At 70.6% G+C, this 12,114-nt stretch carries 11 protein-coding genes; 2 read left to right on the top strand and 9 right to left on the bottom strand.

The features are described from left to right. The 9 genes from VF202_05225 to mnmG all read right to left on the bottom strand — a co-directional run. On the bottom strand, positions 1-295 hold a 295-nt coding region (locus tag VF202_05225), incomplete at its 3' end, for a hypothetical protein (GenBank protein HEX7039494.1). A 57-nt stretch (positions 296-352) separates the two neighbouring features. Beyond that, positions 353-541, bottom strand: a complete 189-nt coding sequence (locus VF202_05220) for a hypothetical protein (protein HEX7039493.1) — start codon at positions 539-541, stop codon at positions 353-355. A gap of 66 nt (positions 542-607) precedes the next feature. Beyond that, positions 608-1,711, bottom strand: coding sequence for a GNAT family N-acetyltransferase (locus VF202_05215; protein HEX7039492.1), 1,104 nt, complete (start codon positions 1,709-1,711; stop codon positions 608-610). A gap of 97 nt (positions 1,712-1,808) precedes the next feature. Beyond that, positions 1,809-2,297, bottom strand: a complete 489-nt coding sequence (locus VF202_05210; protein ID HEX7039491.1) for a Fur family transcriptional regulator — start codon at positions 2,295-2,297, stop codon at positions 1,809-1,811. 75 nt (positions 2,298-2,372) lie between these two features. Continuing rightward, positions 2,373-3,362 (bottom strand): malate dehydrogenase, encoded by a 990-nt coding sequence (locus VF202_05205; protein HEX7039490.1) that lies wholly within the window; start codon positions 3,360-3,362, stop codon positions 2,373-2,375. A gap of 405 nt (positions 3,363-3,767) precedes the next feature. After that, positions 3,768-4,583 (bottom strand): ParB/RepB/Spo0J family partition protein, encoded by an 816-nt coding sequence (locus tag VF202_05200; protein ID HEX7039489.1) that lies wholly within the window; start codon positions 4,581-4,583, stop codon positions 3,768-3,770. Continuing rightward, a complete protein-coding gene (locus VF202_05195) occupies positions 4,567-5,325 on the bottom strand; it encodes a ParA family protein (protein HEX7039488.1) in 759 nt (252 codons plus the stop codon). Before VF202_05195 ends, VF202_05200 begins: the two co-directional genes overlap by 17 nt. Continuing rightward, positions 5,307-5,954 carry an RsmG family class I SAM-dependent methyltransferase gene (locus VF202_05190; protein ID HEX7039487.1) on the bottom strand — a complete coding sequence of 216 codons (648 nt, stop codon included), beginning with the start codon at positions 5,952-5,954 and terminating at the stop codon, positions 5,307-5,309. The genes VF202_05195 and VF202_05190 overlap by 19 nt, the downstream gene beginning before the upstream one ends. A 273-nt stretch (positions 5,955-6,227) precedes the next feature. Next, a complete protein-coding gene (mnmG, locus tag VF202_05185; protein ID HEX7039486.1) occupies positions 6,228-8,045 on the bottom strand; it encodes a tRNA uridine-5-carboxymethylaminomethyl(34) synthesis enzyme MnmG in 1,818 nt (605 codons plus the stop codon). A gap of 570 nt (positions 8,046-8,615) precedes the next feature. Here mnmG and dnaA point away from each other — a divergent pair. Both dnaA and dnaN read left to right on the top strand, forming a co-directional pair. Then, positions 8,616-10,145 carry a chromosomal replication initiator protein DnaA gene (gene dnaA, locus VF202_05180; GenBank protein ID HEX7039485.1) on the top strand — a complete coding sequence of 510 codons (1,530 nt, stop codon included), beginning with the start codon at positions 8,616-8,618 and terminating at the stop codon, positions 10,143-10,145. A gap of 812 nt (positions 10,146-10,957) precedes the next feature. Further along, the gene (gene dnaN, locus VF202_05175) at positions 10,958-12,049 is read left to right on the top strand and encodes a DNA polymerase III subunit beta (GenBank protein HEX7039484.1); all 1,092 of its coding nucleotides are present in this window, start codon (positions 10,958-10,960) and stop codon (positions 12,047-12,049) included. The last annotated feature ends 65 nt before the right edge of the window (positions 12,050-12,114 follow it).

The raw sequence follows: 12,114 nt of genomic DNA, 5'->3' as shown, positions 1-12,114 counted from the left end.
CGCGTGGTGAGGGCTCCGTTGCGCTGGGGGTCGCGCCACCGTCGGCGGCCTCCGCGGCCTGGTACTCCTCCTCGAAGGCCTCGTCGAAGGCGGCGTCGAACGCCGCCTCGTCGAGCTCCTCCTCGGCCCCGGCGCCCGCTCCGGACCCCGGCGTGGAAGAGCCCGCCGCGCCGGCGGCGGCGAGGCGCTCGCCGGCCGCGTCGACCTCGCGCAGCACCGCGATGAGCTGCTCGGCCTCCTCGGGGGTGATGCGCCCCTCGTCGACCATCTGCTTGATCCTGTCGATGTCGCTCAAGTCGGACTCCTGACCGCCGGCGCCCGCCCGTCAGGCGAGCGCCGGCCCGGGCGGCGGTCAGCGTGCCGCCGCGTAGCTGGGGGTGGGCTCCTCGTCGAGGGCGTCGGCGACGCGCCTCAGTCCCTTGGCGAGCGAACGCGCGAGGTGGGGCCTGCCGGCCCACCGCGCCTGCGCGATCGCCCAGCGCTCCTTCTGGAGTTCCTCGAGCCGCATGCTCGTGACCCGCGTGAGCTGGTGGAACGTCATGGCCAACCTCCTTGCGAGGATGCTAAACGGAGGTTCACAGATTGTCAAGTCCGGTTTTACAACTGTTCAGGTCTGCGGATGGGCGCCCGGCTCGAGGACGTAGGCGCCGTCATGGAAGCCGGTCGCCGCCCACCCGCGGTCCAGGGCCGCTTTCATGCTCAGCCGGTGGGCCGCGCGCCAGGACATCGCCAGCTCGGGCCGAGAGAAGACGTCGAGCCGCACTGGGGGGACCGCCACGAGCAGCGTCCTATTCCTCTCGAGCGCTGTCTCGATGGCGGCAGCGTCTGGCGCCTGCGGCTCGTCGCCGGGAGGCAGCAGCCAGACGCCGCGGTCGTCGCGCCGTTCCCCGCTCCCGGCTCCTCGGTTCGCGCCGGCCGCGGCACGCCCCGCCGAGCCCTCGGTCCCCGCCGGGTCGGCCCCGCGGTCCGCGCCGCCCACCGCCCATACGGCCAGTAGCCTGTCGCTCTCGATGCCGCCACCCAAGGCGCCCGGCATGGGGCCATAGAGGTCCGCGAGGTACTCGTAGCAGCGCGCACCGAGGACGGCGAGGTTGAAGCGCGCGTTCTCGGCGCGCAGAGGATCGAACGTCCAGCTGATCCATCGCAGCCCCCGCGACGCGCACCAGCTCGCCTGGTACCGCTTCAGGCGGCGCCCGACGCCCTGGCGCCGGAACCCGGGCAGTACGGCGGCCATGTGCGAGTGCATGCCGGTCCCGCTCATCCCCCGCCCGTGCGGCGCGGAGACGAAGCCGAACGCGAAGCCGATCGCCTCGCCCGCCACGAGGGCCCCCACAACCAGACCGCCGGCATGCACCGCGGCGCGCATCGCCGTGGCAGGCACGACCTCGAGGTCGTCGATGCCCCATACCTCACGCTGTAGGCGCTCGAGCGGCCGCAGCTCGTCCATCGACTCGAGCTCCCTCAGCTCGACGGCCGCGGCTCCCTGGTCATGGGAGTGCTGCTCGAGGGGGTCATGCTGGCGAGGGGCCTCCGGGGAGGCGTTCGGGGCGCGAGAGGCCCGCGCGGAGACGCCTTGTTCGCGGCGGGCCAGCTCGCGGGCGTCCTGCTCGTGAGAGCCCGTCTCGCCAGAGCCTTGCTCGCGGTCGTAGGTCTCGCGAGGGTCCCGCTCGGGGGGGTCCTTCTCGCGGGATGCATGCCGGTGTCCGCCCATCTGGCACAGGATAGCGGCGTCCCGGGCGACGGGAGGGCGGCGAGATGCGGCCGTGCTCGCGGGCCGAGCGGCCGGGCTCGCTTCGCCAGGCGGCTGGCTACCTGCGGCGGGCCGCCGGGGAGGTGCCGCTGAGGCTGAACTGGGGCTCGTCGACCTGCCAACCGGTGGCGCGCTCGATCTGCTCCTTGAGGTAGAGGCCCAGCGGCTTGCCGTCGATCAGCGGCGCCGGCACGTCGAGGATCTCGCCCGTCTCCTTGCACACGACGTGGTAGTGCGGCGTCACGTTGCTGTCGTACAGGGACTCGCCGTTCGCGCCCTTGAACTCGCAGACGAGCCCGGCCTCGGTCAGGGCCGCCAGGTTCAAGTAGACGGTCGACAGGCTGAGGTCCTCGCCGCGCTTCTTCAGCTCCAGGTAGAGGCTCTCGGCGCTGACGTGCCGGTCCTTCTCCCTCAGGTACGCGAGGATCGCCTCGCGCGGCCGGCTGTAGCGCAGCCCCTTCTCCCTGAGCACGCGGCGCGCGTCGCCCTCGCCGCCGCCGCGAGCGGTGGGCGCAGAACGTGCGGTGCTGGCGTGATCGGACGGCATTCGTGGACCTCGAGCTCCGAGGTCAACATAGCATGTCGGAATGCTTCCGACTTGCGTTTGCGGTCGCCTCGGCGGCTAACCGCCGAGGAGGTCCGCGACGGCGGCGCGCTCCTCGAGCAGCTCCTGCTCGGACGCCCTCATGCGGGCCCTAACGGCTTCGCTCACCTCGAGCCCCTCGACGACGTGGACGCGCCCGTCCCTCACGGTGACCGGGTACGAGTACACGACGTCCGCTTGGACCTCGTAGGGTCCCACACCCAGCGTTGGGATCGCCATGCTGACCCAGTCTCCCTCCGGGGTGCCGAGCGCCCAGTCGCGCATGTGGTCTATCGCCGCGTTGGCGGCTGATGCAGCGCTGCTCGCTCCGCGCGCCTCGATGATGGCCGCCCCGCGCTTCTGCACGGTCGGGATGAACGTGTCGTTCACCCAGGCCTGGTCGACCAGGTCCACGGCCCTGCGTCCGCCCACCGTCGCATGGCTCAGGTCCGGCACCTGGGTGCTCGAGTGGTTGCCCCAGATGGTCATGCGCTTCACGTCGGCGACCTGTGCGCCCACCTTGCCGGCCAGCTGGCTCAGCGCGCGGTTGTGGTCTAGGCGCGTCATGGCGCTGAACTGGGACGGCTCCAGGTCTGGGGCGTTGCGCATGGCGATGAGGCAGTTCGTGTTGGCCGGGTTGCCGACGACGAGCACCTTCACGTGGCGGGCCGCCCGCTCGTTCAGCGCCCGACCCTGAGTGGTGAAGATGGCGCCGTTCGCCTGCAGCAGGTCCTTGCGCTCCATGCCGGGACCGCGGGGCCGGGAGCCCACGAGGAGGGCGAACTCGGCGCCGTCGAACGCGGTGCCGGGGTCGTCGGATGCCTCCACGCCGTGAAGTAGCGGGAACGCGCAGTCCTCGAGCTCCATGATCACGCCCTCGAGGGCCTTCATCGCCGGGGTGATCTCGAGGAGCTGGAGCCTCACCGGCTGGTCCTTGCCCAGCATCTCGCCGGCCGCGATCCGGAACAGGAGGGCGTAACCGATCTGCCCGGCAGCGCCGGTGACGGCAACGCGGACTGGCTGCTTCATCGCATCACCTCGGGTTGGCTTGGCTTCTCGCGGTCGCTTGTCGCTCGAGGGCTCGCGCCGGAGCCGAACCGCTGCACGATGCTATCACCGTCCTGGCCGCGGATCCTCCGCGATGTTTCACGTGAAACACCGGGCGCTCGTACCCCGTCCACCCTCAGCTCGACGCTGCCGTGCACGTTTGCCAGAGGCGCACGTTTGCCAGAGGCCCACATCGGCCCGAGCCGTAGGGGCGACCCGAGGCCCCGGCGTCCCAGAAGGTCCTACCCAGCCGTGAAGCCCGCGCCGGGTGACCGTGGCGGCCTGCGGCCCCGGCGCCCGACCTAGCCCACTAGGCAAGGGTTCGGTTCGGGTCCCGGAAGCCCCAGTCCTGCTAGGCCCGCTAGGCCCGCTACCCCCGCGGCCCCGCTAGGCCCGGTAGCCGAGCAGGTCGAGCAGGCGCTGCAGCTCGTCCTCGTCGTGGAAGTGCAGCTCGATCTTGCCCCTCTTGCCGCCGGTGATGCGGACCCGCGTGCCGGCGTAGCGGCTCAGGTCCTCCTCGAGCCCGCGGTATGGGGACGCTTTCGGCCCTCTCGCCGCACGCGCTAGTGGGCGCTTGAGCTTCTCCGCCTGTCTCACGGACAGGCCCTTGCCGACGATCTCGTTGAAGGCCCAGGTCCTGTCGGCCTCGGGCATGGCCAAGATCGCCCTGGCATGTCCCGCCGTGATCACGCCCTCCTCCAGCGCGGTGAGGACTTCGGCGTCGAGCGCCAGCAGGCGCAGCGTGTTGGCGACCGCGCTGCGGCTCTTGTTCACGGCGTTGGCCACCTGCTCCTGGCTGAGCCCGAAGTCGAGGAGCTGCTTGTAGGCCCGCGCCTGCTCTACATCGTTGAGGTCCTCGCGCTGGAGGTTCTCGACGATCGCGACCTCCAGCGCTTCCTGGTCGGTCATCTCGCGCACGACCGCAGGGACGCTCTCCAGGCCCGCCAGCCGCGCGGCCCGCAGGCGCCGTTCGCCGGCCACGACCTCGAAGCCGGAGTCTTTCGGCCGCACGAGGATCGGCTGCAGGACTCCCCGTTCTCTCACCGAGTCGGCGAGCTCGGCGATCGTCGCCTCGTCGAAGCGCTGACGCGGCTGCAGCGGCGACGCCCGCACCTTGGCGAGCGGCACCTGCTGTATGCCCTTGTCGACCTTGGGCAGGAGCGCGTCCAGGCCCCGTCCCAATCCCCTAGCCTTGGCTGACACGCTCGATGACCTCCTCCGCCAGCGCCTGGTACGCCGCCGCGCCCTGCGACGTGGGAGCGTAGTCGAATATCGACCGACCGTACGACGGCGCCTCGGCCAAACGCACCGTCCTAGGGATCACGGTCCGGAACACCAGGTCGCCGAAGTGGCGCCGCACGTTCTCCTCGACCTCCTGGGACAGCCGCGTCCTGCCGTCGTACATCGTCAGAAGTATCCCCAGGATGTGGAGGTCCCTGTTTAGCGAGCCGCGGACCCGCTCGATGGTCTCCATCATGCTGGCGATCCCCTCGAGCGCGTAGTACTCGGTCTGCAGCGGCACGATCAGCTGGTCGGCGGCGCCAAGAGCGTTCAGCGTCAGCGCGCCCATGGACGGCGGCGCGTCGACGACGATGAAGTCGTAGCTGGGGCGGACTCCTATCAACGAGCGAGCGAGGAGAGTCAGGTTGTCGCGGCTCGCGTCTAGCTCCACGGCTGCGCCGGCGAGGTCGTCCGAGGCCGCCAGCAGGTCCAGGTTCTCCGTACCGGACCTCATCGCGGCCTGGCGGGCCGACGCGCGCCCTGAGATCACGTCGTAGATCGTCGTCTCCGGGTCCGTCACGCCGACCCCGCTGCTGGCGTTCGCCTGAGGGTCGAGGTCGACTAGGAGGATCCGGCGTCGTTGGGCCAGCGCCGCCGCCAGGTTGACGGCCGTCGTCGTCTTCCCTACGCCGCCCTTCTGGTTGATCACCCCGACGATAGGCAAGCCGGCCCTCCCCTGAGACGTAGTGCGACGAGGCTACCATCGCGTCCCAGGCGCCGTTCCGCCGCCACGGCGACCGCCGGGGCCTTCTCGGCTACTGCCGTCTCTCCGTCTCCAGGCGCCCTCGGAGCAGGGTCGATGACCTCCCTCAAGGGATCTAGTTCCGCGATCCAGTCGAGGCCGCGCCGGCTGACGAGGTAGCAGGGGTCACGATGCAGGTGACGCGTCAGGCGGGCGACCACGGCCAAGCCCGACACGGCCTGTGCCGTGACGACATGGGCACATATGTCGTCGAGCTCCTTCACGTCCCGACTCCAGACCCTGGCGTTGGCCAAGGCCAGTCGTCCCACCGCCATCGACAGGAACGCCGCCCGCCGGCGTCGCCGTTCGACGAGGTGGACGGTCGAGGCAGGCATGGCCACCGCCAAGACGACGCCGGGCAGGCCCACTCCGGAGCCGACGTCGACGATCGTGACCTCCGGACCGGCGACCTCCGCGATCACCTCGGAGTACCGATTCGCTTCGGCTATGAGCGTCGTGATGTCGCCAAGCGCTCGGCTCGACACCAGGTCGAGCGTGTCGTGGTACCGCCCGATCAGCTCCGCGTAGCCTTGCAGCTTCTCCTCGACCATCTCCCCCTCAGCACCTTCCTAGGCGACCGGCTCGCTATCGCTAGAGCGGATGTTTCACGTGAAACATCCGCTGGCTCGAGCGTGTGGGACGCGTATTCCCCCTCATGATGTCCGCATACCCGGCCGACCGATTGGGACATCGGGCCACTAGTCGTCGGCCGGCTACCTGCACGGATCGCCGGGCGCCTGCTCGCACGCAACGAGAAGCAACGGCGGCGTCGGGCTGCTGTCAGAGGGCCTGCGCCGTGTGGCGCGACCTGCGGCGGGTCGGCCTCAGCGTCCGGCGACGAGGCTGTCGCGGCCCGTCCGCAGGTGCACGAGCAACGCAGCCACGTCGCTGTCGCGCACACCGCGCAGACGCTGGGCGGCTCCCAGGGTGGCCGGGCGCGCGCGTTCCAACGCCTCTCGACCCTCGGCCGAGAGGCTCGCGACGCGCGAGAAGTCCAAGTGCGCGATAGAGCGGGTCTCGTACTCCGCGCGTTCCTCGAGGTGGCGCTTGGCCCTCTCTATGTAGGGAGCGTAGCGCACCAGCGTCTCCACCCTGGCCTTCTCCCTGGCGGTGAGAGCCGGGTCTCCGTGTCCGATCGTCGCCACGACCGTGTCGTACGACTCGCCCGGTCGGCACATCACCTTCGTCGCGGGCTCACCCCCGATGCGCGCGGCCTGCAGCCGTGCCAGCTCGCTGGCCACGCGGGCTTCCGAAGCTCGCACCTCGGCCAGACGTTCGTCGGAGACCAGCCCCCAGGAGTGACCCACCTCTGCCAGGCGCTCGTCGGCGTTGTCCTGGCGGTGCAGGAGGCGGAACTCGTTCCGGGACGTGAGCATCCGGTACGGCTCCTCGATCCCGCCGCGGACCAGGTCATCGATCATCACGCCGATGTAGGCCTGGTCCCGCCTGACGGTGACGCGCTCCATGCCGGCGGCGTACCGCGCGGCGTTGACGCCCGCCACGAGCCCCTGCGCGGCAGCCTCCTCGTAGCCGGACGTGCCGTTGATCTGTCCCGCCGAGAACAGACCGGGAAGGCGGCGCGACATCAGCGTGACGTCGAGCTGCGACGGCTCGATGGCGTCGTACTCGACGGCGTAGGCGTAGCGGTGTATCACCGCGCGCTCGAAGCCGGGCAGGGTGCGGATCATGTCGTCCTGCAGGATCGGCGGCATCGAGCTCGAGAAGCCCTGGAGGTAGAGCTCGCTCGTGTCCACGCCGTCCGGCTCCACGAACAGCAGATGGTGGTCCTTGTCCGAGAAGCGCACGACCTTGTCTTCGATGGACGGGCAGTAGCGTGGCCCCTTGCCCTCGATCTCGCCTCCGTACATCGCCGATTCCTGGAGGTTGCGGAGGATCAGCTCGTGCGTGGCGGCCGTCGTCCGCGTGAGCCAGGTCGACGTCATGGCCATGCGCGGACCCGGTCGGCCGGTGAAGCTGTCTGGCGGGTCGTCGGACGGCACCTCCTCGAGCTGGGAGAGGTCGACAGAGTCGGCCCGGATGCGTGGCGGGGTCCCCGTCTTCAGCCGCAGCAGCTCGTGTCCGGTGCGCGTCAGGCTCGCGGACAGGTGTCGAGCGGGCGGCTCACCCTGCCTGCCCGCTGGGCGGCTCTGCTTGCCGTACCAGACCACGCCGGCGAGGAAGGTCCCCGTGCACAGCACGACGGCAGGCGCCTTCAGCTCGCGGCCGTCCGTGGTCTTCACGCCGGCCACGGCACCCGCCGAGACGAGCACGTCGGCCGCCTCCGCCCTGACGATCTCGATGCCCGGCTGGGACTCGACCAGCTGGCGAGCCGCGGCCGCGTAGCCGTCCCTCTCGTTCTGGACGCGCAGCGAGCGGACGGCGGCGCCCTTGCTCGCGTTGAGGGTGCGCGTATGGATCGCGGTCGCGTCGGCGAGCTGCCCCATCACGCCGCCGAGCGCGTGGAGCTCGAACACCATCTGTGACTTGCCGGGACCGCCGATCGCCGGGTTGCACGGCATGAGTCCGATCTTGTCCGGGTTCGGCAGCATCAGCGCCACGCGCGCGCCTAGACGGGCGGCCGCCACGGCGGCCTCGATCCCCGCGTGACCGCCCCCGATGACCACGACGTCATACACGTTCACGACGGCGCCCCCACGGAGCGTCTACGTGAACGCGGCATGGCCGTGGTCATGTAGGGGCAGTGCGGTCTCCTCACGGCCCCGGAGTATAAGGGCGCCAGGCGGGCGTCCGCCTCGCGCGGGCGACCCGAGGGCCCGGGAAGGGCGCGTGGGAGACCGACGGGACCTAGGGGCGGCAGGGTCCCCGCCGAGCCGAGGGCCGTCGGCGTCCGGCCGAGCGCTGAGTGCCGCAGGCGGTCCCGGCCGGCGACCGGGCGCGTGCCCGGCGCGCGTCCTGGCCGCGCCCGCCAGGGTTCGGCTCCCAGGTCGGGGCGTGGTGGTACACTGCATGCCCGGCGTCAAGCCGCAGGGTCTAGCCAACGCGGGAATCGCGTTGGTGACGGGATCTCGGCGCGACATCGGTGCCCAAGCAGACCCCGCCGGGCGCTGCCCGGCGTCTCTCCCCGAGAACCTTCGGGCCGGCCGTCGGTCGGCTTGCGGGCGTCTCTGGTGGCGGGAGCGGTCGGGTCGGCTGTGCCAGCGTCCCACCGGCGAGCCGCGGAGCACCGCGCTTGGGCGGCGAAGGGACGGTTCGTGGTGGCCGGTCAGGACCGCGGGATCTGGGACGACCTCATGCAGGTGGTGCGACAGCGCATCCCCGAGGTCGAGTTCCGCACCTGGTTCCACCAGGTGACCCCGCTGGGCTTCGTCGACGGCGCCTACGTGATGGGCGTGCCCCACACCTTCGCTCGCGACTGGCTCCGCTCCAAGTACACCCAGGTCCTCGAGGTCGCGCTCGCCGAGATAGGCGCGCAGCCCCCGCGCGTGGCGTTCCAGGTCACCGGCTCGAGGGGGGCTGAGCAGCAGGACCTGTTCGGCGGCGTGGTCGGCGGGTCGGACGCGGCCGGCAAGCAGGACGCGCCCGGGAAGAAGGACGGGCCCGGCAAGAGAGGGGCGCCCGGAGGCAAGGAAGCTTCCGCCGGCAAGGCGTCCTCGGCGGCGAGTGCGGGCCGCGTCCCGCGTGCCAGGCAGGCCGACGACGCTGCGCCCGAGAGCGGCAGGACCGATCCCAACGGCGCAGCCCAGCCGCAGGGGCCAGGCCGCGTGCTCCCGCAGCTGAACCCGAAGTACGTCTTCGCGAACTTCGTCGTCGGGCCCAACAACCACCTGGCCACCGCGGCCGCGCGCGCGGTGGCGGCCTCGCCCGGCCAGACCTACAACCCGCTGTTCCTCTACGGCGAGTCGGGCCTCGGCAAGACGCACCTGATGCAGGCGGTGGGCCATGCCGTCATCGAGGCGTTCCCGCACATGACCGTCGAGTACGTGACGACGGAGAAGTTCACGAACGACCTCATCGACGCCATCCAAGACAAGCAGATGGCGCAGTTCCGCGACCGCTACCGCAACACCGACGTCCTCCTCATCGACGACATCCAGTTCCTCGCCGGCAAGGAGCGCACGCAGGAGGAGTTCTTCCACACGTTCAACACGCTCTACGAGCTCGGCAAGCAGATCATCGTCTCCTCCGACCGGCCGCCCAAGGACATACCGACGCTCGAGAAGCGGCTGCGCAGCCGGTTCGAGTGGGGCCTGATCACCGACGTTTCTCCTCCCGAGCTCGAGACCCGCATGGCCATCCTGCGGATGAACGCCGAGTACCGAGGCGTGAAGCTGCCGCAGGACGTGGTGGACTACATCGCCAGGCACGTGACCTCGAACATCCGCGAGCTCGAGGGCGCACTCGTGCGGACGATCGTCTACGCCTCGATGAACCAGGTCCCGCTGAACCGGCAGACGGCGGCCAAGGCCCTCTCCGAGGTCTTCGCCCCCAGCGAGGAGAGCCTCACGATGCCCGACATCCTCGCGAAGGTCGCCAAGCACTTCGGCGTGGACCCGGACGCGGTGCGCGGCAAGGGCCGGCGCAAGGAGCTCGTCGTGCCGCGGCAGGTGGCGATGTACCTGATCCGCGAGCTGACCACCCACTCGTTCCCCGAGATCGGCAGGTTCTTCGCCGACCGCGACCACTCCACCGTCATGTACGCGGTCCAGAAGGTCACCGAGGCGATCGAGGAGGACTCCGAGCTAGACCGCGTCGTGCGGTCGCTCAGGGACTCGCTGGTCTGACCCCGCCGCCGGCCCGGCCTGTGGACAACCCTGCCGAGAACCTGTGACCTCGCCTGGTCGGATCCTGGGGAGAACGCCGTCCCTAGGGCTGGTTGTGGAGCGCTGACGTCAACCGACCACCTCCTCCACAGGCCGGGCCGAGTAGTCCACAGGCCGCTCCCCAGCCCGCCTGTCGTCCATGACGAGTATGAAGGCCGTTATCCCCAGCCTCCCCAGGCACTACGACTAGTGCTGTTAGGTCCTAGGTAGAGCTTGATGTTCCCTAGGCTCCCGCCTAGCTCTCCTCCGTGCTTCCCGCTCGAACCCAGGGAGAAGCGGCCCCGAGAGCATCGCGGTTCTGCCCACAGCGCTGACATGCGGGTCTCGAGAGATGACCCGACAGCGGCACGAACCGGGAACGGCTCTGGGCAGAGAGGATGGCTCTCGGCAGAGAAGGGCCGCGACGCGAGCTCGCTCAAGGGACTCGCGACCGCAGTAGACGTGATGCGCGGCGCCCGCTCTCGAGGCTCGCGTGACCTCCACCTGCGGCCGAGCCGGGGAGCCTGCCGGAACGCCGGCTCGCTGATCGGGTCCTCGAACCCTTCACCCTACGGAGCTCACGGCCGCCTGGCCACCACGACGCTCCTGGCTTGGACGCCGGCCTAGCCTCCGTTACGGCGCCGGACCCGTCGGTTATGCTCTGGACGGCTCGTCTCGGCCGCTGGTCGTGGCCGGTGCGCGCCGCGCGACCGTGCCGGAGCGCCGGTGCAGCGCCCGCGCGGCCGCGATGCGCCCGGCGCGCCAGCGTCCTGGGCCTCAGCGGGAGTCGAACTGTGAGAGTGAACGTCCCGAAGAAGACACTTGCCGACGTCCTGTCGAACGTCGAGCGCATCATCCCGGCGCGGTCCTCGAACCCAGGCCTCAGCCTGCTGAGGATCGACTTGGAGGAGGGGCGCCTCGTCCTCTCCGGCAGCAGCCTCGACATCGACGTCAGGGCCGTGGTCCCGGCAGAGGTCAAGGGCGGCGGCTCGCACGCGGTCGTGGCGCACGTCTTCGGCATGGTCGTCAGGTCGCTGCCCGCCGACGACGTCGAGCTCGACTTCACCGACAGCGAGCTGCAGATCACCTCGGGTCGGTACACGACGAAGCTCCAGGTCGTGTCGCCGACCTCGACGCCGGTGGTGAGCTTCCCCGACGACTACCCGGGCGCGATCGACGCCGGGCAGCTCTCGCACGCGCTCACGTCGGCGCGCTACGCCGCGGCGGTCGCGGACTTCCAGCAGGTGTTCCGCGGCGTGAAGCTCGAGCTGGCGGACGACCGCTTCCGGGCCGTCGCCACCGACGGCTTCCGCCTCGCCTACTACGACCTCCGCGCCGGCTCCGGCCTGCAGGGCGACGCCATCGTGCCGGCGCGCAGCATCGACGAGCTCGTGAGGATCCTCGGCGACGGCGAGGTCAGGCTGGCGCTCGGGGGCGGGCAGCTGAGCGTCAGCCACGGCGACTACACGCTGAACCTCAAGCTCATGGAGGGCGCCTTCCCCGACTACGAGCGCGTGATCCCCGCGAAGTTCCCCATCAGCATCTCGCTGAGCGCGAGCCGGCTGGCGGAGGCCGTGAACCGCGTGGCGCTCATGGCCGACAAGACGGCGAACAACCGCGTCGACCTGTTCGTGAAGGACGGCACGGTCACCATCACGGCCGAGGGCAGCTACGGGCGCAGCCAGGAGGAGCTCCCGGTCATGCAGGAGGGCCAGGACTCCGAGATCGCCGTGGCCTACAACGCCCGCTTCCTCGTCGACGCGCTCGGGCCCGTCGGCGGCGACGTGCGGCTGATGTTCTCCGGAGCGAGCTCCTCCCCGAGCGTCGTACGAGACCTGGCCGACGACAACTACCTGGCCATGGTGGTCCCGCTGCGGACGAGCTGACCCGCGCCAGAGCGGGGCGGCGCGCGGCGGCGACCAGCAGCGCGACCCGAGAGCGACACACGCGG

Source organism: Trueperaceae bacterium (genome assembly GCA_036381035.1).
Taxonomy (GTDB): Bacteria; Deinococcota; Deinococci; order Deinococcales; family Trueperaceae; genus DASRWD01.
The sequence above is the reverse complement of the archived record's forward strand: the minus strand, read 5'-3'. Positions and strand labels throughout refer to the sequence as shown.